The 22,191-nt window shown below is 64.7% G+C and carries 17 protein-coding genes; 12 read left to right on the forward strand and 5 right to left on the reverse strand.

The window, feature by feature from the left end:
* Window position 1: 1 nt before the first annotated feature.
* From NKI10_RS17310 to NKI10_RS17325, 4 genes are read left to right on the forward strand one after another with little or no spacing between them, the layout of a single operon-like run.
* Window positions 2-4,570 (forward strand): YadA-like family protein, encoded by a 4,569-nt coding sequence (locus NKI10_RS17310; protein ID WP_352861085.1) that lies wholly within the window; start codon window positions 2-4, stop codon window positions 4,568-4,570.
* Window positions 4,571-4,579: 9 nt separating this feature from the next.
* Window positions 4,580-5,155 carry an invasion associated locus B family protein gene (locus tag NKI10_RS17315; RefSeq protein ID WP_502897546.1) on the forward strand — a complete coding sequence of 192 codons (576 nt, stop codon included), beginning with the start codon at window positions 4,580-4,582 and terminating at the stop codon, window positions 5,153-5,155.
* Between the two features lie 13 nt (window positions 5,156-5,168).
* On the forward strand, window positions 5,169-5,864 hold the full coding sequence (locus tag NKI10_RS17320) for a hypothetical protein (RefSeq protein ID WP_023816470.1): 696 nt from the start codon (window positions 5,169-5,171) through the stop codon (window positions 5,862-5,864).
* Complete coding sequence (locus NKI10_RS17325; protein ID WP_352861089.1) at window positions 5,861-6,337, forward strand: DUF4189 domain-containing protein; 477 nt, start codon at window positions 5,861-5,863, stop codon at window positions 6,335-6,337. The genes NKI10_RS17320 and NKI10_RS17325 overlap by 4 nt, the downstream gene beginning before the upstream one ends.
* 4 nt (window positions 6,338-6,341) lie before the next feature.
* On the opposite strand, the gene NKI10_RS17330 is transcribed toward NKI10_RS17325, so the two are convergent.
* Entirely contained in the window at window positions 6,342-7,211 is an 870-nt protein-coding gene (locus NKI10_RS17330; RefSeq protein WP_352861091.1) for an aldose 1-epimerase, read from the reverse strand.
* Between the two features lie 71 nt (window positions 7,212-7,282).
* Complete coding sequence (locus NKI10_RS17335; RefSeq protein ID WP_352861093.1) at window positions 7,283-8,827, reverse strand: helicase HerA-like C-terminal domain-containing protein; 1,545 nt, start codon at window positions 8,825-8,827, stop codon at window positions 7,283-7,285.
* 349 nt (window positions 8,828-9,176) lie between these two features.
* Here NKI10_RS17335 and NKI10_RS17340 point away from each other — a divergent pair, with 349 nt between their 5' ends.
* The 3 genes from NKI10_RS17340 (at window position 9,177) to NKI10_RS17350 (ending at window position 13,038) form a co-directional block, all read left to right on the forward strand.
* The gene (locus NKI10_RS17340) at window positions 9,177-10,619 is read left to right on the forward strand and encodes a methylmalonyl-CoA mutase subunit beta (protein WP_023684564.1); all 1,443 of its coding nucleotides are present in this window, start codon (window positions 9,177-9,179) and stop codon (window positions 10,617-10,619) included.
* On the forward strand, window positions 10,616-12,736 hold the full coding sequence (scpA, locus tag NKI10_RS17345) for a methylmalonyl-CoA mutase (protein ID WP_352657389.1): 2,121 nt from the start codon (window positions 10,616-10,618) through the stop codon (window positions 12,734-12,736). Before NKI10_RS17340 ends, scpA begins: the two co-directional genes overlap by 4 nt.
* Window positions 12,737-12,801: 65 nt before the next feature.
* Window positions 12,802-13,038: an AbrB/MazE/SpoVT family DNA-binding domain-containing protein gene (locus NKI10_RS17350; RefSeq protein WP_352861095.1), complete on the forward strand. Its 237-nt coding sequence runs from the start codon at window positions 12,802-12,804 to the stop codon at window positions 13,036-13,038.
* Between the two features lie 7 nt (window positions 13,039-13,045).
* Here the strand turns inward: NKI10_RS17350 and greA are convergent, their stop codons facing one another.
* Window positions 13,046-13,519 carry a transcription elongation factor GreA gene (greA, locus tag NKI10_RS17355; RefSeq protein WP_023698161.1) on the reverse strand — a complete coding sequence of 158 codons (474 nt, stop codon included), beginning with the start codon at window positions 13,517-13,519 and terminating at the stop codon, window positions 13,046-13,048.
* A 139-nt stretch (window positions 13,520-13,658) separates the two neighbouring features.
* On the opposite strand from greA, the gene NKI10_RS17360 reads away from it, so the two are divergent.
* Complete coding sequence (locus NKI10_RS17360; RefSeq protein ID WP_352861097.1) at window positions 13,659-15,014, forward strand: TIGR03808 family TAT-translocated repetitive protein; 1,356 nt, start codon at window positions 13,659-13,661, stop codon at window positions 15,012-15,014.
* On the opposite strand, the gene NKI10_RS17365 is transcribed toward NKI10_RS17360, so the two are convergent.
* Both NKI10_RS17365 and NKI10_RS17370 read right to left on the reverse strand, forming a co-directional pair.
* Window positions 15,007-16,011 carry an asparaginase gene (locus NKI10_RS17365; RefSeq protein WP_352535162.1) on the reverse strand — a complete coding sequence of 335 codons (1,005 nt, stop codon included), beginning with the start codon at window positions 16,009-16,011 and terminating at the stop codon, window positions 15,007-15,009. The genes NKI10_RS17360 and NKI10_RS17365 overlap by 8 nt on opposite strands.
* Window positions 16,012-16,038: 27 nt before the next feature.
* Window positions 16,039-17,205, reverse strand: coding sequence for an acetyl-CoA acetyltransferase (locus NKI10_RS17370; protein WP_352861100.1), 1,167 nt, complete (start codon window positions 17,203-17,205; stop codon window positions 16,039-16,041).
* Window positions 17,206-17,394: 189 nt separating this feature from the next.
* Here NKI10_RS17370 and betI point away from each other — a divergent pair, with 189 nt between their 5' ends.
* The 4 genes from betI to betA are packed head-to-tail and all read left to right on the forward strand — an operon-like array spanning window position 17,395 to window position 22,180.
* Window positions 17,395-17,985, forward strand: coding sequence for a choline-binding transcriptional repressor BetI (gene betI, locus NKI10_RS17375; protein ID WP_352788077.1), 591 nt, complete (start codon window positions 17,395-17,397; stop codon window positions 17,983-17,985).
* A gap of 8 nt (window positions 17,986-17,993) precedes the next feature.
* Window positions 17,994-19,523 (forward strand): choline-sulfatase, encoded by a 1,530-nt coding sequence (gene betC, locus NKI10_RS17380; RefSeq protein ID WP_023687209.1) that lies wholly within the window; start codon window positions 17,994-17,996, stop codon window positions 19,521-19,523.
* Window positions 19,520-20,524, forward strand: coding sequence for a threonine/serine dehydratase family protein (locus tag NKI10_RS17385; RefSeq protein ID WP_352861103.1), 1,005 nt, complete (start codon window positions 19,520-19,522; stop codon window positions 20,522-20,524). Before betC ends, NKI10_RS17385 begins: the two co-directional genes overlap by 4 nt.
* A 3-nt stretch (window positions 20,525-20,527) precedes the next feature.
* Window positions 20,528-22,180 (forward strand): choline dehydrogenase, encoded by a 1,653-nt coding sequence (gene betA, locus NKI10_RS17390; RefSeq protein WP_023709829.1) that lies wholly within the window; start codon window positions 20,528-20,530, stop codon window positions 22,178-22,180.
* Window positions 22,181-22,191: the final 11 nt, after the last annotated feature.

Raw genomic sequence — 22,191 nt, forward strand, 5'->3', positions numbered from 1 at the left:
CATGACCAGACGCGTCGAGGGGCAAGAAAGGATCGAATTTCTTCCTGGATTTGTCGGAAACTGGATCGCGGGTGCGGCCGACAGTCGCTCGGTTCGTCGCCGCCTGATGGCGTTCCTGCGCATGGCGCATCGTACGCTTGGAATGCGCCGCAAGGGTTTGGGGTTGGGGACGTTGGGCGTCGGCACCAGCGTGCGTTCGGCATTGGCCTGCGGCGTGAGCCCGGCCAGCATGATCGGAGGCTTGGCCGCAATCGCCGCGATCGGCATCGCCACACCGGCCCAGGCACAATACCAGGCTGGCGGTGGTTCGGCGACCGGCGGCAACGCCGTCGCCATCGGTAACGGCACCGCGACGAATGGCAACAACAGCGTGGCGTTGGGCAGTTCCAACAGTGCAACGGGCGACGGCACGATCGCCATCGGTTATGCGATGGGTGTCAATGGCCTCAATTCCATAGGCATAGGTGTCTTCGCAGGCGCAACCGGCGTCAACGCCCTCGCCGTGGGCGGGAACGCCAAGGCCAACGGGGACGCAGCAAGCGCTATTGGGGTCAATTCGGTTGCAACCACAAGCGCGGCCGCTTTTGGCAATAATGCGCGTGCCGACGGAGTCAACTCGACGGCGATCGGCCCTGTTACCCGGGCGACCGGATTGCGCGCCACCGCGCTCGGGTTCGGGGCAACGGCATCCGGCGTGGATTCGATTGCCCAAGGTAATAGCGCCGTAGCAAGCAACCAGAATGCCGTCGCCATCGGATTCCAGGCGACCGCGACCAGCATCAACTCCATCAACATTGGCGGGCGCACCGTCGTGGGAACAGGCGCGCTGTCGCAGGGCGCCATCGCCCTTGGTACGGATGTGCTGGCATCTCAGCAAAACACGGTCTCAATCGGCGTACTGACCAAAGCGACCGGAACGGGCGCTACGGCGATGGGCAACACCGCCAGTGCCTGGGGCAACCAGTCCATCGCATTCGGCGTCGGCGCGCAGGCAGGCGTTCAGGCCAACACTGCCCTGCCCAACAGCATCGCCATCGGCACCAATTCGCTGTCTTCGGGCGCTTTCGCCACGGCGATGGGCGCTACCTCGGTTGCGAGTGGCTCCGCCAGCACCGCTATTGGCAACACCGCCGTTGCCAGCGGCGCAAACGCCTCCTCGTTCGGTTCCGGCGCGAATGCGACGGGAGACAATTCTCTTGCCGCCGGTGTCAGCGCCGCCGCCAGCGGGATTGCCAGCACCGCGCTCGGCATTGGCTCCAAGGCCAGCGCCACCAACGCCGTGGCGATCGGAAATGCGGCGGTCGCCAATTCCGCCGACGCTGTTGCAGTGGGCACGAATGCAACGGCGACGGGCGGCAAGGCTGTCGCCATCGGCGCCGGCAACACCGCTTTCGGTAACGGCGCGGTGGCCATCGGCGATCCGAGCTATGCCAGCGGCACCGGCGCCTTCACCGGCGGCGCCAACAACATCGCCAACAGCGACGGCACGGCAACCGCCACCGCGGCCAACCAGGCCGCCGGCGCGGTCGCCATCGGCAACAACAACAAGGCCGTCGGGCAAGGCTCCGTGGCGCTGGGCAATGGCTCGACGGCGGGTGCAGCCGGCCTTGCAGGCAATGTCGCGCTGGGCAATGGCGCGACGGCGACGGCAAGCTCCGGCGATGTGGCGCTCGGCTCGGGCTCGGTCACCGCGACGGCGGTCGGCACCAGCGGCACGACGATCGGCGGCACGGCCTACAGCTTCGCCGGCACGACGCCGACGAGCACCGTCAGCGTCGGCACGCTCGGCGCGGAGCGGACCATCACCAATGTCGCGGCGGGCCGGCTCAGCAACTCGTCGACCGACGCCATCAACGGCTCGCAGCTGTTTGCGACCAACCAGCAGGTGACGCAGAACACGACGGCCATCGCCGCCAACACCGCCGACATCACCAATCTCGGCAACACGATCAACAGCATCAGCACCGGCGGCGGCATCAAGTATTTCCATGCCAACTCGACGGCGGCGGATTCGTCGGCAACGGGGACGGACTCCGTCGCCATCGGACCGGTCTCCACCGCGACGGGGACGAACGCCATCGCGGCGGGTGTCAATTCGAGCGCCTCCAATGCCAACGCCTCGGCCTTCGGCAGCGGCGCCGTCGCATCGGCGCTTGACGCAACGGCGATGGGCTACATATCCAAGGCTTCGGGCCAATACAGCACCGCAGTCGGCGCCAACGCCAACGCCACCGCCACGTCCAGCACCGCGATCGGCCAGAACGCGTTTGCAACCGCCTTTCAGGCGACCGCTCTCGGCGTAGGAGCGAATGCCGGCGCCCAGAATGCAATCGCGCTGGGCGCCCTCGCCAACGCCAGCAACGCCGGCGACGTGGCGCTCGGCTCGGGCTCGGTAACCGCCGCGGCGGTCGGCACCGCCGGCACGACGATCGGCGGCGTCGCCTACAACTTCGCCGGCACGACGCCGGCAAGCACCGTCAGCGTCGGCGCGGTCGGAGCGGAACGCACCATCACCAATGTCGCGGCGGGCCGGCTCAGCAATTCGTCGACCGACGCGATCAACGGCTCGCAGCTCTTCGCCACCAACCAGCAGGTGACGCAGAATACGACCGACATCGCCGCCAACACCGCCGACATCACCAATCTCGGCAACACGATCAACAGCATCAGCACGGGCGGCGGCATCAAGTATTTCCACGCCAATTCGACGCTGGCGGATTCGCAGGCGCTGGGGACGGATTCCGTTGCCATCGGCCCGAACGCGGTCGCCAACAATGCCGGCGACGTGGCGATCGGCGCGAATGCGGTGTCGACCGTGACGACGGCTGTCGGCGGCACCACGATCGGCGGCGTTGCCTACACCTTCGCCGGCGCAACGCCCGCGGGTGCATTCTCGGTCGGCTCGGTGGGCGCCGAACGCCAGATCCAGAACGTCGCGGCCGGGCAGTTGAGCGGCTCCTCGACCGATGCGGTCAATGGTTCGCAGCTGTTTGCGACCAACCAGCAGGTGACGCAGAACACGACCGACATTGCCGCCAACACGGCTGACATAACCAATCTCGGCAATTCGATCAGCAACATTACCGGCGACACCTCGCTGGCCTACACCGACGCCAATGGCGACGGCATACGCTATGTGCGCACCAACGACCGGACGCTCGCCGTCGCCGACTCCTTCGCGCAAGGGATCGGCTCGTCCGCCCTCGGCTACCAGGCGACCGCGAGCGCCGACAATGCGCTGGCGCTCGGCCGCGACACCCAGGCCAGCGTCATCGGCGGCGTGGCGCTCGGCGCCGGCTCGGTTTCGGATCGGGCGGTCGCACCCGTATCGGGATCGATCCTCTCCGGCACCGGCCTCATTCCCTACAACACCGCGGACATGAGCCTGCTCGGCGCCGTCTCGGTCGGCACCTCCACCTCCTATCGCCAGATCATCAACGTGGCCGACGGCACGCAGGACCAGGACGCGGTCACGCTTCGCCAGTTGAAGGGCGCGCTGAGCTCGTTCGCGGTGACGGGGAGCCTGTACTTCCACGCCAATTCGACGGCCGCGGATTCGCTTGCGGTCGGCGTCGATTCGGTTGCGGTCGGTCCGCGCACCACCGTCAATGGCGACAACGGCATCGGCATCGGCAATGGCGCCATCGTGCAGCAGACGGCGCCGGGAGGCATCGCGATCGGCCAGAATTCGACGGTCAACCAGGCCGACAGCATCGCGCTCGGCACCAACGCGACCACCAACGGAGCGCAGGCCGTGGCGCTCGGCGCCGGCGCAAAGGCCAACGAGCCGGGCAGCGTCGCGCTCGGCGCGGGCTCGACGACGGCGGCGGCGGTCGCCACCACCGGCACCACGATCAACGGCGTTGCCTATACCTTCGCCGGAACAGCTCCGACGAGCACGGTCAGCGTCGGCACCGTCGGCAACGAGCGCACCGTCACCAATGTCGCGGCGGGCCGGATCAGCGGCACCTCCACCGACGCCATCAACGGCAGCCAGCTCTTCGCCACCAATCAGGCGGTCGAAGCCATGCAGGGTAGCGTCGGCGACCTCAACCAGTTCGCCGTCCAGTACGACAAGGACGGGAACGGGAACAAGTCCAACTCGATAACGCTTGCCGGCGGCGATCCCAACACGCCGGTGGTCATCCACAATGTCGGGCCGGGCGTTGCCAACACCGATGCGGTCAATGTTCAGCAGTTCAACAGCGGGTTAGCATTGAACCTGGACAATTCGAAGAACTACACCAACCAGGTGGCGGCCACCACGCTGCAGCAAGCCAATGCGTATGCGGACTCCAAACTCAGCCAGCTCAACATGGACATGGGAGAGGTCAGGGGCGAGGCGCGCCAGGCTGCGGCAATCGGCCTGGCGGCCGGCTCGCTGCGCTACGACGATCGTCCCGGCAAGCTGAGCGTGGCCGCCGGCGGAGGCTATTGGCGCGGTGAAGGCGCCCTGGCCTTCGGCGCCGGCTACACCAGCGAGGAAGGACGTGTTCGAGCGAACCTGTCCGGCACGACGGCAGGCGGGCACTGGGGCGTCGGCGCGGGCGTCAGCCTTACGCTGAACTAGAGCCCGGCCATGATCAGGCAGGCAGTCCTTGCTGTCGCGACGTCCATGACGTCAATGCTCCTGTCCGGCCCGTTAGCGGCCGGGCAGGAAGCGATCCCTTCCGGCTACAGGGTAAAACCTTCCGACGTAGCGATCCCTGCGGATGCGAAGCTTGGCGAATATCAACGGACCACCCGTCCGTTCGAGAACTGGACGCTGATCTGCGACGAGAACCTGAAGGCGCGCCAAAAGGTCTGCAATGTCACCCAGATCATCGAGGACCAGGCAGGACAGGTTGCGTTCAGCTGGTCGCTTGCCGCCACCAAGGAAGGCAACCCCTACATGATCTTGCGCGCCCCGCCGATCGCCAAGAGCGACGCTCCTGTCTCGCTGACATTCGAGGGGCGCAAGGAGCCGATAAAAATTCAACTCGACGGATGCAATCAGGCCGTCTGCGTCGGCATGCTGCCGGTTGGTCCGATCATGCGCGAACAGATTTCGAAGGCCGCGGCATCCGTCATCTCCTTCCCGACCACGGATGGCAGGACGATCAACGTAACCGCGACCCTCAAGGGCTTGGCCGCGGCCGTTGCGGCGATCAATTGACGAGGCAATCGCGATGAACCAGCAATCGATCCATGACCGCATAATGTCCCGCAACCAGGGAAAGGATGCTGTCCGGGTCGGCATCGAAGACCGGAGCAGACCGCAACGAAGCCGGGCGAAGACCGCTGTCTTCTCGTTGCTCGCCATTGCCGTCGTCGCCACGGCCGGCTTCGCGGCCATGCGCTACGACCTGGTCCGCAATCTATTGCCGCAGCCGGCGGTCGCGGAGACCAACCAGCCCAATCCGGCCCTGGCCGAAACGCCATTTCTGCAACACGCCAAAGAGGCAGGATTGCAGTCTTGTTCCAACATTTTCCCAGCCCTTGGGCAGATGCTGACGACCGGCACGACGTACAGCGTCCAGTCGATCTGGAACAACGAGGCCCCCGACAAACACCTCGTGGAAGCCCTGGTCGGCATGAACTACGCCACACAGGGCTACAGCGGCCCGGCGGCAGGCCTGGTGTTCGCGGCACCCACCGCATCCGTTTGCGAAGGTACGATGGTCAGGGTGGCGCCATTCGCGGCCAATTGCGCCGATGTTCCGGCCCTGCTTCCGAAAGACAGCAAGCTCGCCAACAATCTTGGACAAATCAGCGTCTACGAACTGGCCAATGGAGGGGGCAACGCGATGCTGCTGCCAACCGGCAACAGCTGCGTCGTCATTTCCGTGGCCTCGGCAGCAGGAAAACAAGGAGGCGTACAATGAGGGTTAATTCCGCCATTGCGGCGGTCGGCATGCTGTTGCTTTGCGCCGGGCGGCTGGGCGCGGCGGACCTCGCCCCGGCGGCGGACGTGCCCGAGCCGCCGGCCCAGGAGGAGAGAGGCATCTGGGCGGCGATCGCCTATTCGAGCCCCGACGAGAAGCACGGCTTCTTTTGGGGCGCCGACAAGCGGCAGGAGGCGATGGACATCGCGCTGAAGCATTGCCAGAACGCCGGCGGCGGCAGCTGCGCCGTGGTCAGCGTATTCCGCAATCATCGCCATTGGGACGACGACGACAATACCGGCTTTCCCTACAAGCATTGCGGCGCCCTCGCCGTAGGCGAGAAGCCGGAAGGGCGGCTGACCAGTTGGGGCGCCGAGACGGCGCAAACACGCCGGGATGCCGAAGACCTGACACTGCAGGCGTGCGAGCGGAGCGGACAGAAATGCAAGATCCGCGAGTGGGTGTGCACATGACGCATCAGAGCGAAGTGGTGGAATGCCAATCGAGGCGCATGTTTGCACTCAGCGTAGCGCCGTGCTCAAGCGGGGTCAGCCCTTCGCCGTGATGCGCATCGACGGTATGCGACACCGGCTCGAAGCAGAAGAAATCCGCATCAATCGACGGCGAATAGAGGATAAAGACGTCGAGCGGCGGCGAGGCCGTGAGCGAGATGGCGATCCTGTCCTCGGGCCGGGTGATCCTGGCGCGGCGGTCCCAGCCGTCGAAGGCGTTGTTGACCCAGCTTCGCGGCAGCAGGGAGGCGTTCGAGAAATTCCACGCGGGGTAATCGGCCACCGGCGCCAGGCCGACCGGCAGATGATGCTTGTCCTCCAGCCAGACCCGCGCCGCCTTCGCCTCGAGCGTCGTTCCGGCGCTGCGCGGGAACCAGGGATGAAAACCGAGTCCGTAAGGCAGGCGAATGCCGGTGCGATTCTCCACGGTGAGCGTGGCATGCAGGGCTCCGTCATGCAGCGCATAGGCGACCCGCGCCGTATATCGGTAGGGGCCGATTTCACCGGCGTCGAGGACCAGTTCAGCCTCGGTGGCGCTATGGCTGGCAATCCGCCACTCCCTCTGGAAGCCGTCGCCATGGATTGGAAAGGCCTCCCCCGGCACATTCGGCTCGACCGCATGGAAGCGGCCGTCGAAGGCGAAACCGCCGCCCGAGATGCGGTTCGACCAGGGAACCAGAAGCTGGCAGCCGGAGGCGCCGGTGCCATCGTCGGGGCGGAGCAGCGGCACCGTTGCGCCGCAGACCAGTGCGTCGAAGCGGGCGATCGCCGCGCCCTTTTGCGGCGCCAGGACCAGACGGGCGCGGTCGTCGCGCAGTTCCAGGAGGCCGGCCACCCCTCACCAACCGCCGTCGATAGCGATATTTTGGCCGCTGATCATGTCCGAGGCGGGCTGGCTGACACTTTTCACCGCCCCCTGGACAGGCTGCCCAGAATCCCGCGCACGATCGCGCGGCCGACCGACGAGCCGACCGAGCGCACCACCGCTTTGATCGCGGCTTCGGCCACCGTCTGGCGGTTGGACGGGCGCGGCGCCGGGGCGCGGCGACCGCCTGATTGCTGCGGCGGCGGATCGTCATTGCCGAAGCCCGGAATGGTCCAGCGCGAGCGCCCGCTGTCGGCCTGCTGCGCCTGCTCGTCCTGCGCATCCCTGGCTTTCTTCTGCAGCATCTCGAAGGCCGATTCGCGGTCGATGGTCTGGTCGTACTGGCCGGCGACCGGGCTCTGGTCGATCAGCTTGCGGCGCTCGTCCGCTGTGATCGGGCCAAGCCTAGACGATGGCGGCCGGATCAATGTCCGCTGCACCATGGACGGCACGCCCTTGACCTCCAGCGTCGAGACCAGCGCCTCGCCGGTGCCGAGCTGGGTGATGGCAGTGGCGCAGTCGAAATCGGGATTGGGCCGGAAGGTGTCGGCGGCGGTCTTGACCGCCTGCTGCTCACGCGGCGTATAGGCGCGCAGCGCGTGCTGCACACGGTTGCCGAGCTGGGCGAGAACCTTTTCAGGGATGTCCAAAGGGTTCTGCGTGACGAAATAGACACCGACGCCTTTCGAACGGATCAAGCGAACCACCTGCTCGACGCGGTCGATCAGCACCTTCGGCGCCTCGTCGAAAAGCAGATGCGCCTCGTCGAAGAAGAACACCAGCTTCGGCCTTTCGGGATCGCCGACCTCGGGCAATTCCTCGAACAGCTCCGACATCAGCCAGAGCAGGAAGGTGGCGTAGAGCCTGGGGTTCATCATCAATCTGTCGGCAGCGAGCACGCTGATGGCGCCGCGGCCGTCGCGGGTGGTGCGCATGATGTCGGCGATGCGCAAAGCCGGTTCGCCGAAGAAATGCGCCGCGCCCTGCTGTTCCAGCACCAGAAGCGTGCGCTGGATTGCGCCGACCGACGGCTTGGTGACATTGCCGTAGCGCGAGCTGATCTCGTCGGCGCGCGCTGCGATGTTGGCCAGCAGTGCTTGCAGATCCTTCATGTCGAGCAGCAGCAGGCCATCCTCATCGGCGATGCGGAAGGCGATGTTCATGATGCCTTCCTGCGCTTCGGAGAGGTTCATCAGCCGCGACAGAAGCAGCGGCCCCATTTCCGAGACGGTGGCGCGGATCGGATGGCCCTGCTCGCCGAACAGGTCCCAGAAGATGACCGGGAATTCCTGGAAGTCGTAAGGGTCGAGCTTGACCTGCTCGGCCCGCTTGACCAGGAAATCCTGCGCCTTGCCCATCATGGCAATGCCGGACAGGTCGCCCTTGATATCGGCGCAGAACACAGGCACGCCGGCATTGGAAAACCCCTCGGCCAGGATCTGCAGGCTGACTGTCTTGCCGGTGCCGGTGGCGCCGGTGATCAGGCCATGGCGGTTCCCATATTGCAGCAAGAGCTGTTCGGCGCGCTGATAGCTGTCGTCGGGCTTGCGGCTGGCGCCGAGGAAAATGCTGGTGTCGTCAGCCATATGACCATGTCTCCGCAAACTGATGTGTTAAAAGCCTGTGGCCGTGCCGCAGGGTATAGTCAGGCCATTGCGCAGCGACAATGCTATTCTCCAATTGGGCTATCCATCCAGTTGGCTATTCATCCAGATTGGGCCAATCGTCTAAATTGAACCAATCCTCCAAATCGGTTTTTGGAACTTGCGGATTTTGCCGCTGTTTGGCAATCGTTCCATGGTTCGTCCACGCAGGCTGCCCTATGTCAGGGAAGCGAATCCCAACCGCGCAAGCGCATTGCATTGCGATATCTGGCAGGGAACCGTAGACTGGACGGCTGACGCTGGTGCGGCCGCATAAAAACGAGGAACATGGATGGGCGCCGGAGCCTTGACCAGGAGCATCGAACCCGCTGACGTCGAGCGCCAGCGTTGGCTGGCCTTGGCCGAAAAGGCGCTCGCCGGCGCCTCCTTCGAGGAAAAACTGGTCTCGCATACCGACGATCAGATTCGCATCGAACCGCTCTACGATCGCGCCGCCGGCGCCGAGCCGCTTGTGCGCGCCAACCCCAAATTGCCCTGGATCGTCAGCCAGCGCATTGACGATCCCGATATCGGCCGCGCCAAGGCGCAGGCCCTGGACGATGTGGCACAAGGCGCGACGGGATTGTCGCTTGTCTTCGAGGGTGCTCCGAATGCGTTCGGCTATGGCCTGCCAAGGACGGCGCAGGCGCTGGAAACGGTGCTGGATGGCGTACCGCTCAACCGCACGCAGATCCGCATCGACGCCCATCCCTGGAGCCGTGCCGTCGCCGACTGGCTGGTGGCGTTCCTGAGCAAGCGCCGCTCCGACCCGGCAAAGCTGAACCTCTCCTTCGGCATCGACCCGGCGGCAATCTTTGCCGGAACCGGCCGGCTGCGCATGTCGATCGAGGCGTTGCAGGCATCGATGCCGCAATCGCTGGCGCATTTCTTCTCGCTGGGCGTGCCGGGTGTGCTGCTGGAGGCCGACGGGCGGGTGTTCCACAATGCCGGCGCCACGGAAGCGCAGGAACTCGGCACCATGCTCGCTTCCGCCGTGTCATACCTCAGGATGTTCGAGGATGCGCGCCAGCCGCTTGTCTATGCCGCTCCCCATATCGGCTTTGCGCTGAGCGTCGACCAGGACCAGTTCCTGTCGATGGCCAAGGTCCGGGCCTTGCGCAGGCTGTGGGCGCGCATCCAGGAAACCTGTTCCATCCCGGCATCGACAGCCAACATCCATGCCGAGACGTCGTTCCGCATGATGACGGCGGCGGATCCCGAAACCAACATCCTGCGCACCACCATCGCCAGCTTTGCAGCGGCAGCAGGCGGCGCGGACTCGATCTCCATCCTGCCACACACCATCGCCCTCGGGCTGCCGGCCGGCTTTGCCCGCCGCATCGCCCGCAATGCGCAGTTGATCATGGCCAATGAAAGCCATATCGACCATGTCGCCGACCCAGCATTTGGGTCGGGCGCAGTCGAGGCGCTGACCCTGGGCCTGTGCGAAGCGGCGTGGGAAGAGTTCCAGCGGATCGAAGCGGAAGGCGGCGTTCTGGCAAGCCTGCAGCAAGGGCATATCCAGAAGCGCGTCAAGGCAGCATCCGAGCGCCGCGCCGAGGCCTACCGGTCGGGTGAACGGGCAATCATCGGCACCACGCTTTACCCGCTGAAAAACGATGCCCCGGTCGAGACGCTGGCGGCTGAGCGGCGGCCGCCTTTCACAGAGGGCGTGGCGGTGTGCGAGGCGCTGTTTCCGGTCCGCATCGACCAGGCAATCGGAGCCGCACAGTGATCCCGGATTTCAGCCACATTGGCTGGTCGGCGCCACGGCGCGCGCCGGTCGAGGTCAAGGGCCAGCGGCTGACGCCGGAAGGTATTGCCGTCAAGCATCTCTACAGCCAGGGCGATCTCAAGGGGCTGCCGCATCTCGACACCTATCCGGGAATGCCGCCCTTCGTGCGCGGTCCCTACCCGACCATGTATGTCCAGCAGCCGTGGACGATCCGGCAATATGCCGGCTTCTCGACGGCCGAGGAATCCAACGCCTTCTACCGGCGCAATCTCGCCGCCGGCCAAAAGGGCCTTTCGGTCGCTTTCGATCTGCCCACCCATCGCGGCTATGACAGCGACCATCCGCGCGTTGCCGGCGATGTCGGCATGGCGGGCGTGGCCATCGATTCCATCCTCGACATGCGGCAATTGTTCGACGGCATTCCGCTGGGCGAGATGACGGTGTCGATGACCATGAACGGCGCGGTGCTGCCGATCATGGCGCTCTATATCGTCGCGGCCGAAGAACAGGGCGTTGCTCAGAAGGATCTCGCCGGCACCATTCAGAACGACATTCTGAAGGAGTTCATGGTCCGCAACACCTACATCTATCCGCCGAAGCCCTCGATGCGGATCGTGTCGGACATCTTCTCCTATACCTCCCAGCACATGCCGAAGTTCAATTCGATCTCGATCTCCGGCTATCACATGCAGGAGGCCGGCGCGACCGCGGACCTGGAGCTCGCCTACACCATCGCCGACGGCATCGAATATGCCCGCGCCGGCGTCGCCGCCGGGCTCGACATCGACCGTTTCGCCCCGCGGCTTTCCTTCTTCTGGGCGATCGGCATGAACTTCTTCATGGAGATCGCCAAGCTCCGCGCGGCGCGCCTGTTGTGGGCGACCCTGATGCAGAAGAATTTTGCACCGAACGACGAACGCTCGCTGTCGCTGCGCACCCATTGCCAGACCTCCGGCTGGTCGCTGACGGCGCAGGACCCCTACAACAACATCACCCGCACCATGATCGAGGCGATGGCGGCGACGCAGGGACATACCCAGTCGCTGCACACCAACTCCTTCGACGAGGCGATGGCGCTGCCGACCGACCACTCGGCGCGCATCGCCCGCAACACGCAGTTGATCCTGCAGAAGGAATCCGGCACCACCCGCATCATCGATCCGTGGGGCGGCTCGGCCTATATCGAACGGCTGACGCACGATCTGGCGGCGCGTGCGCTCGCCCATATCGAAGAGGTCGAGGCGCTTGGCGGCATGGCGGCAGCAACCGAACAGGGCATTCCAAAACTTCGCATCGAGGAAGCGGCGGCGCGCACGCAGGCGCGTATCGATTCCGGCGAGCAGATACTGGTTGGCGTAAACGCGCATCGCCCCGAGAACGACATCGACGTCGACGTGCTGAAGATCGACAATGCCGAGGTCAAGGCCCGGCAATTGTCGAAGCTGCAGAACCTGAAAGGCACGCGCAATGTCGGCGCGGTCGAGAGCGCGCTCGATGCGCTGACCCGCGCTGCGCAGGGTAACGAAAACCTGCTGGAATTTGCCATCCGCGCCGCGCGCGCCAATGCCACGGTCGGCGAGATCTCGCTGGCGCTCGAAAAAGTCTTTGGCCGTCACGTCGCCTCGGTGCAAACGATCTCCGGCGTTTATCGCAATGCGCTCGGCGACAATCTGACGGTCGACCGATTGCTGGAGAAGCTCGAAGCTTTCGAGAAGAAGTCCGGCGGCAAGCCGCGCATCCTGGTCGCAAAGATGGGACAGGACGGCCACGACCGTGGCCAGAAGGTGATCGCCACGGCCTTCGCCGATCTCGGCTTCGACGTGACGGTCGGCGCGATGTTCCAGACACCCGAGGAGATCGCCAGGCTGGCGGTGGCGCAGGACGTCCATATCATCGGCGCCTCGTCCCTGGCGGCGGGGCACCTGACACTGATCCCCGAATTGCGTGATGCGCTGAAGAAACTCGGCCACGCCGACATACTGATCGTCGCCGGCGGCGTCATCCCGCCGCAGGACTATGACGCGGTGCTGGAAGCTGGCGCCGCGGAGATCTTCCCGCCAGGCACGGTTATTCCGGAGGCTGCGGATCGGTTGCTGGACCGGCTGCTGGCGAGCTGATGGAAAACAGTTGCACTGCTTATCAAAGTTGCGTTACAGTATCGGGCGCAACCTATGGTATAGCTATGAACACCATCATTCACGGACTTGAGGACGGATCGGGCGTTGTAATCCTGCCGCGGGAAACGCTCGACAGCTTGAGCCTGCAAGTGGGCGATGAACTCCAGATCATCGAAACCGACGACGGCATCATCCTAAGGCCGGTGCCGTGTGACGACGTCGAACGGCAAATGCGTGCTGCTCGCGATGTCATGGACAAGTATGAGCCCGGGTTGCGAAAGCTGGCTGTGCAAATAGGGTGAGCTGGCGTCAGGCGTCCGACAGCTTGACGATTTCCCATTCCTTGCCGTTGACGCTTGCGACGTCGCCGACCTTCTTGCCGAACAGCGCCACGGCCATTGGCGAGACGTGTGAGATGCTGCCCTTTGAGGGGTCGGCCTCGTCCTCGCCGACGATCTTCCAGTGCACTTTCTTGCGGTCATCGCTTTCCAGCGTGACACCCATGCCGAAGCGCACCTGGTCGCTGCCCGGTTCCGGCACGGAAAGCTCGGCGCTTTCGCGGCGCGCTGTCCAGTAGCGCAGGTCGCGCGAGACGACGGCAATGCGCTCGCGATCGGCTTTTCGCTCGGCTTTCGCCAAAATGTCGCGCAGATCGGCCAGATTGTCCTCGATCATCGCCAGGCCGCGCTCCGTCACCAGATTGCGGTGTTGGCTGATCGGCCGCTCGCCGATGCCGGCAATGGCGTTTTCGCTGTCTTCCTCGCGGGTAAAAGCCCTGCTCATCGGATAAACTTAGGCCCGCTTCGGCGACTGTACAAGCCACTTGCCGGACCCGGTCATTGGCCGGACTATCGCCGAGCGGAGACCTATGCGGCTGGCCCAATTCCTGCGAAGAACCATTTCATCGCAGGGATCTGTGCCGATGTTGAACAGACGAACGCTTCTCAAGGGGACTGTCGGCTTTGCGGTGCTCGGCGTTTCGCTGGACAACGCCTTGGCGAAGACGGCAGCGCTTGGCTCGATCAATGCCGCCGAGCTTGGCGTGGAGCCGGACGCACCGGACGACCAGAGCAAGGCCTTCGCCACGATGCTAGCCGAGGCAAGCCAGCGCAATGCGCCGGTGTTCCTGCCGCCGGGCACCTATGTCGTGTCCAACCTGACTCTGCCCGCCCGCGTCAGGCTTTCGGGCGTGCCGGGCGCCTCGCGCATCCTCTATGGCGGCAATGGCCATTTGCTGACGGCCGAACAGGCCGAGCATATAGAGTTCACCGCATTGGTCTTCGACGGCGCCAACGGCGGGTTGGCCGACGATGCGCAAGGCCTGCTCGACCTGCGCCGCGTCGCCCATCTCGTCATCGACAATTGCACGATCACCGGCAGCGGCAAGCATGGGCTGGCGCTGGAGCATGCGTCGGGCCGCATCGAGCGGTCCGAGATTTCGGGGGCTGCGGACGCCGGCATCTACTCCGTCGAGGCCGCTGGCCTGGCGATATCCGACAACACCGTATCCGACTGTGGCAATGGCGGCATTCTTGTGCATCGCTGGCAGCAGGCCGAGGACGGCACGATCGTCAGCGGCAACCGCGTGCAGCGGATCGGCGCGCGCGGCGGCGGCACCGGGCAGAACGGCAATGGCATCAACGCCTTCCGTGCCGGCAATGTCTCGGTCACCGGCAACATCGTCTCGGACTGCGCCTTCTCGGCGATCCGCGCCAACAGTTCCAGCAATCTGCAGATGACCGGCAACACCTGCTCGCGGTCGGGCGAAACCGCGCTCTATTCCGAATTCTCCTTCGAAGGCGCCATCATCGGCAACAACATCGTCGATGGTGCCGCTAACGGCATCTCGATCGTCAATTTCAACGACGGCGGCCGTATGGGTGTCTGCTCAAACAACATCGTGCGCAACCTCTCGACCACCGGCCCCTACCCCGCCGACGCGCCGGGCTTCGGCGTCGGTATCAGCGTCGAGGCCGACACCACCGTCTCGGGCAATGTCATCGAGAACGCGCCGCTCTACGGCATGCAGATCGGCTGGGGCGCTTATATGCGCAATGTTGTGGCGACGGGAAACATCATCCGTCAGGCCGGAACCGGCATCGCCGTCACTGTGGTAGAAGGCGCTGGAAACGCCATCATTTCCGACAACGTCATCGACGGCGCCAAGAACGGCGCCATCATCGGCCAGCGCTGGGCCGAACCGGCGACCGGCGACCTCGCGCGGTCAAGCGTAAGCGGCTATGCGCATCTGACGGTCGAGCGAAACAGGGTCAGCTGAGCGCCGTCGTCGGCCGCAGCGAGCCGACCTTGGCGCCGATGCGGCTTTCGATCGGCGGATTGGCCCGCTCCAGAAGGTTCGCCGCCAGTGCGCCGTCGGCGCTGAGAAGTTTTGCCAGCACAGTGGCAATCATCACCTCGGCGGCGCGGCCGGCGCCGTCATCACATTTTAGCGCGATGCCGAGGCCAAGCTCCGGAACGGCAGCGCAATAGACACCCTCGGCGCCCGTCTTGACGAATATGCGGCCGGGCGCGGCCTGCATCAGCGCCACATCCACTTTGCCGGTGCCGGCGACCAGGAAAGGCTCGGCCATACAGGCAGACAGCAGGCGTTTGGCCGCCTTGGCGCGCTCAGGGCCAAAGCTCCTGCCCGTCGCCATGCGGGCAAAGCCAAGGGCAAAACTTTTCAGCGGCACGGCATAGGTGGGGATCGAGCAGCCATCGGTTGCCCGGTGATCCGCATCGTGGGCAGCGCCGGTCACCGCCTGCATGGCGTCGCGCACCATCTCCTGCAAACCATGGCCTGCCTTGACGTAGCCTTGGTGGGCAATCCCTGAGTGCACGCAGGTGCAGAGAAATCCGGAATGCTTGCCCGAGCAATTATTGTGCAGTGCGTTCGGCGAGACGCCTGTGCGGGCCAGTGCGATCGTCGCGTCGTGGCTCGACGGCCAATGCGCGCCGCATTCCAGCGCCGACTTGTCGAGCCCGGCCTTGGCCAGCATCGCCTGCGCCAGTTCGACATGCGCGGGTTCGCCCGAATGCGAAGCGCAGGCCAGCGCCAGTTCGCGGTCGCCCAAGCCGTACGCATCGGCAGCACCCGTTTCAACCAGCGGCAGCGCCTGGATCGCCTTGACCGCCGAGCGAGGAAACACCGGCCGCGCCGTATCGCCGATCTCCAGGACAGGCTTGCCGTCACCGTCGAAGATTGCGACAGCGCCGCGATGGGCGCTCTCGACGATCGCGCCGCGCAAGACTTCGACCAGAACCGGATTTGTCATCACCACCCCGAAATATACGGGCCGCTTCTACCTGATCCGGTCGACGATGGAAACGTAGTTGGCGACGGCAGCGCCACCCATGTTGAAGATGCCGCCAAGCTTTGCGTCCGGCACCTGGATGCCGTCTGCTTCGCCGGTCAACTGCATGGCGGTCAGCACATGCATCGACACACCGGTGGCGCCGATCGGATGGCCCTTGGCCTTCAGCCCGCCCGAAGGATTGACCGGGAGCCTGCCGTCTTTTGCCGTCGTGCCGTCCAGCGCCAGCCTGGCGCCCTCGCCCGGCTTGGCCAGGCCCATCGCCTCATATTCGATGAGTTCGGCAATGGTGAAGCAGTCATGCGTCTCGACGAAGGAGAGGTCGTCGAGCGTCACGCCGGCCTTCTTCAAAGCCTGGTTCCAGGCCTGCTCGCAGCCTTCGAAAGACAGGATGTCACGCTTCGACATCGGCAGGAAATCCTGGACATGCTCGTTGGCGCGGAAGGCGACGGCGCGGCGCATCTTCAGCGCCGTCGAGGTGTCGGTGAGCACAAGAGCGGCGGCGCCATCGGAAACCAGGGAGCAATCGGTGCGCTTCAGCGGACCGGCGACGAAGGGGTTCTTCTCGCTTTCCTGGCGGCAGAATTCGTAACCGAAATCCTTGCGGATCTGCGCGTACGGATTGTCGACGCCGTTCTTGTGGTTCTTGGCGGCGATCATCGCCAGCGCGTCCGACTGGTCGCCATAACGCTGGAAATAGGCCTGCGCGATCTTGCCGAAGACGCCGGCGAAACCGGCCGGCGTGTCGCCCTCCTCCGGCAGATAGGAAGCCTTGAGCAGGTTCTTGCCGATCTCGGGGCCGGGGGTCGTCGTCATCTGCTCGGCACCGACCACCAGCACGATGCGGGCGGCATTGGCGTCGATGGCGCGGATGCCTTGGCGGACCGCTGCCGAACCCGTGGCGCAGGCGTTCTCGACCCGCGTCGCCGGCTTGAAGCGCAGCCGGTCATCGGCCTGCAGCACCAGGCTGGCGGTAAAATCCTGAGGGGAGAAGCCGGCGTTGAAATGGCCGAGCACGATCTCGTCGACCTCGTCCGGGCCAATGCCGGCATGGTCGAGCGCGTCGACCGCGACCTTTGTGATCAGGCCCTCGAGCGTCTCGGCTTCAAGCTTGCCGAAGCGCGAATGCGCCCAGCCGACGATGCATGCGGTCATGGCAACCTCCGTTCGCCGCAAGCCTAACATGTCATAGCGCGGCATCAGCCTCTAATATTGTTCAACAGTGAACCGTTTTCCAGTCCAAGGGATGGGCCAGAGCGACACGATCGGTTGATCCGAGCGCGAGTTTTTTATTGATTGATCCGTCAATAAAAAATAATCTCGGTTTTGATCTGGATCTCCCCAATGCCGAAAGTCGGAATGGAACCGTTGCGCCGCAAGGCGCTCATCGACGCGACGATCTCGGCGATCGGCGAGCGCGGCTCGCTTGATGTGACTATGTCGGAGATCGCCGGACGGGCGGGCGTGTCGTCGGCCCTTGCCCACCACTATTTCGGCGCCAAGGACGAACTGCTGCTGGCGACGATGCGGCACATACTGGCCGAGCTGACCATCGACATGCGGCGCGCCCTGCAATCCACCGGCTCGCCGCGCGAACGCGTCTCGGCGGTGGTCGCCGTCAACTTCTCCGACATCCAGTTCCGGCCGGAAACCATCGCGGCCTGGCTCGCCTTTTATGTCGAGGCACAGAAATCATCGGCCCTGCGCAGGCTGCTCAGGGTCTATGCGCGGCGGCTGCACTCGAACCTGATGAGCGGACTGACCGGCATACTGCCGCGCAACGAGGCCGACCGCGCGGCGGAAGCGGTCGCGGCGATGATCGACGGGCTGTACATCAGGCGCGCGCTGAAGGACGGCGTGCCGGATGCTCAAACCGCGATCGCGCTGGTCGAAGATTATCTCGAAATCAAACTCGGCGGGCGACAGACACAGTGACAGCCTCAGTGACACAAAGACGACCCAACATCCTGATCGTCATGGTCGATCAGCTCAACGGCACGCTGTTTCCGAACGGACCGGCGGACTTCCTGCACGCGCCGCATCTCAAGGAGCTGGCCGCGCGCGCGGCACGTTTCCGGAACAATTATACGCCCTCGCCGCTTTGCGCGCCGGGGCGCGCCGCCTTCATGAGCGGCCAATTGCCGTCGCGCACCCAAGTCTACGACAACGCCGCTGAGTTCGCCTCCTCAATTCCGACCTATGCTCACCATCTGCGCGCCGCCGGCTATTACACCTGCCTGTCGGGCAAGATGCATTTCGTCGGCCCCGACCAGTTGCATGGTTTCGAAGAGCGGTTGACCACCGATATCTATCCCGCCGATTTCGGCTGGACGCCGGACTACCGCAAGCCCGGCGAACGCATCGACTGGTGGTATCACAATCTGGGCTCGGTGACCGGCGCCGGCGTCGCCGAGATCACCAACCAGATGGAGTATGACGACGAGGTCGCCTTCCACGCGGTGCAAAAACTCTACGACCTTGCCCGCACCTCCGACGATGCGGCCAGCCGGCCCTGGTGCCTGACGGTTTCCTTCACCCACCCGCACGACCCCTATGTCGCACGGCGGCAATATTGGGATCTCTATGAAGATTGTCCGGCGCTCGAACCGGAGGTGGGATTCATCCCCTATGCCGATCAGGACCCGCATTCGCAGCGGCTTTACCGCGCCAGCGACTACGACAGTTTCAACATCACGCCGGAGCAGATCCGCCGCTCGCGGCGCGGCTACTACGCCAACATCTCCTATCTCGACGACAAGGTCGGCGAGTTGATGTCAGTGCTGGAACGTACGCGCATGCTGGACGACACGGTCATCCTGTTCTGCTCCGACCATGGCGATATGCTTGGCGAGCGCGGCCTGTGGTTCAAGATGAACTTTTTCGAGGGCTCGGCACGGGTGCCGCTGATGATCGCCGGCAAGGGCGTTGCCGCGGGGCTGATCGACGCGCCGGTTTCCAATCTCGACGTGACGCCGACATTGTGCGATCTCGCCGGCATCGACATCTCGGCGATCGCGCCGTGGACCGACGGCCAGTCGCTGCTGCCGCTGCTCGAGGGCACGAAACGCGATGCTCCAGTTCTGATGGAGTATGCCGCCGAAGGCTCCAACGCGCCGTTGGTGGCGATCCGCGACGGCCGCTATAAATTCATCCATTGCGAGATCGATCCGCCGCTTCTGTTCGATCTCGAAGCCGATCCGCAAGAACTCACCAATCTTGCCACCGATCCGACGCATGCCGATCTGGTGGCGGCCTTCACGGGAGCCGTACGAGCGCGCTGGGACATGGCCGCCTTCGACGCCGCCGTGCGTACCAGCCAGGCGCGGCGCTGGGTGGTCTATCCGGCGCTACGCAACGGCACGCATTACCCCTGGGAGTTCCAACCGCTGCAGAAGGCGTCGGAACGCTACATGCGCAACCACATGAACCTCGACAATCTCGAGGAACAGAAACGCTTTCCGCGAGGCGAATGATGACAATTGTCCCCTCCCTCGAGCACCTCAGACAGGCCTATGCCGTGACGTCGAAGGCGACGCAGATCACGCCTTTGCTGGAATCGACAGCCTTGGCCAAGGAGACGGGTGCGGCCCGCGTCTTTATCAAGCCGGAATCACTGCAATGGGCCGGCTCGTTCAAGGTGCGCGGGGCCTATTGGCGGTTGAAGCGGCTGTCGCCGGATGAGGCCATAAAAGGCGTCGTCGCCTACTCCTCCGGCAATTTCGCGCAAGGGTTGGCGGCTGCCGGCCAGGCGCTCGGCATTCCCGTCACCATCGTCATGCCGATCGACGCGCCGGCCGCCAAGCGCGATGCGACCACAGGCTATGGCGCGCGCGTCGTGCTGACCGATCATGGCGAGCGCGCCCGTGAAGAGGTCGCAGCCGCCAAGGCCCGCGAGATTGCCGAGACCGAAGGGCTGGCGTTGCTGCATCCATTCGACGATCCGGAGATCGTTGCCGGCCAGGCCGGCGCCGGGCTCGAAGCGCTCGAACAATTCGAGGCAAAGGACGCCAGTGCCGACCTTCTGTTCTGCTCGGTCGGCGGCGGCGGACTGATCGGCGGCATCTCGCTCGCCTTCCACTATCTGTCGCCGGCAACCGAGATCATCGGCGTCGAGCCGGAAGGCTTCAACGGCATGGGTGCATCGCTAGCGCATGGCGCCATCGAGACCATGCCGATCGCGCCGAAATCGATCTGCGACGGGCTGATGTCGCGGCGGCCGGGCGACGCGCCGTTCGCGGCGGTCAAGACCGCTGGCGTGCGCGGCATCACCGTCGACGACCAATCGGTTAGGCGAGCGATGAAGACCGCCTTCGAGCGGATGAAGCTGGTGCTTGAGCCGTCAGGCGCAGCGTCGCTGGCGGCGCTGCTCGGCGGCAAGGTGGATGTGGCGGGTAAAACCGTCCTGGTTGTGGCTACCGGCGGCAATGTCTCTCTCGCCGATTTTATTTCGCATATGAACGATGGGCGCATGTGAACCATGCTTGAAGCAGACTTCGTCATCATCGGCTCCGGCTCGGCCGGCTCGGCCATGGCCTACCGGCTGTCGGAAGACGGCAAGCATTCGGTCATCGTCATCGAGTTCGGCGGCACCGATATCGGGCCGCTGATCCAGATGCCGTCGGCGCTGTCGATCCCGCTCAACATGAGCCTTTACGACTGGGGCTTTGCCAGCGAACCGGAGCCGCATCTCGGCGGCCGCGTGCTGGCGACGCCACGCGGCAAGGTGATCGGCGGCTCGTCCTCGATCAACGGCATGGTCTATGTCAGGGGCCACGCACGCGACTTCGACCACTGGGCCGAACAGGGGGCGGCCGGCTGGGGCTTCGCCGACGTGCTGCCCTATTTCAAGCGCATGGAGGACAGTGACGGCGGCGAGGACGGCTGGCGCGGCCACGGCGGCCCGCTGCACGTCCAGCGTGGCCCGCGCAAGAATCCGCTCTACGGCGCCTTTGTCGAGGCCGGCCGCCAAGCCGGGTTCGAACTGACCGACGACTACAATGGCTGGAAGCAGGAAGGCTTCGGACCGATGGAGCAAACCATTCGCGGCGGCCGCCGCTGGTCGGCTGCGTCGGCCTATCTGAAGCCGGCGCTCAAGCGGCAAAATGTCAGCGTGATCAGAGGCTTCGCCCGCCGGGTGATCATCGAGAATCAGCGTGCCGTCGGAGTCGAGATCGAAGCTCACAAACAGATTCAGGTCGTTAAGGCACGACGTGAGGTGATCGTCGCCGCATCGTCGATCAATTCGCCCAAGATCCTGATGCTATCCGGTATCGGCCCGGCCGCGCATCTCACGGGGAACGGCATCCAGGTCGTGGCCGACCGGCCCGGTGTCGGTCGCAATCTGCAGGATCATATGGAGCTCTACATCCAGCAGGAATCGACCCAGCCGATCACGCTGAATTCGGTTCTCAACCCATTCTCCAAGACGCTGATCGGGGCGCAGTGGCTGTTCTTCAAGACCGGCCTCGGCGCCACCAACCATTTCGAGGCCGCGGCCTTCGTGCGCTCGCAGGCCGGTGTCGACTACCCCGATATCCAGTACCACTTCATCCCGGCGGCGGTGCGCTATGACGGCAAGGCGGCGGCGAAGGCGCATGGCTTCCAGGCGCATGTCGGGCCGATGCGGTCGAAGTCGCGCGGTTCGGTGACGCTGCGCTCGCCCGACCCGAAAGCGACGCCGGTCATCCGCTTCAACTACATGTCGCATCCAGACGACTGGACCGAGTTCCGCCACTGCATCCGGCTGACCCGCGAGATCTTCGGCCAGAAGGCTTTTGACGGCTTCCGCGGCAAGGAAATCTCGCCGGGTTCGCATGTCCAGTCGGACGAGGATCTCGACGCCTTCATCCGGGATCATGCCGAGAGCGCCTATCACCCGTGCGGCACCTGCAAGATGGGTCGGGCCGATGACATCACGAGCGTCGTCGATCCGGAGTGCCGCGTCATCGGCATCGACGGGTTGCGGGTCGCCGACTCCTCGATCTTTCCGCGCGTCACCAATGGCAATCTCAACGCGCCCTCGATCATGACCGGCGAAAAGGCCTCCGACCACATTCTCGGCCGCACGCCGCTGGCGCCATCCAACCAGGAACCCTGGATCAATCCGCGCTGGCAGGTGGCGGATCGATAGGGCATTGTCCG

Origin of the sequence: Mesorhizobium sp. M0802, assembly GCF_040320115.1 — a bacterium.
Lineage (GTDB): Bacteria > Pseudomonadota > Alphaproteobacteria > Rhizobiales > Rhizobiaceae > Mesorhizobium.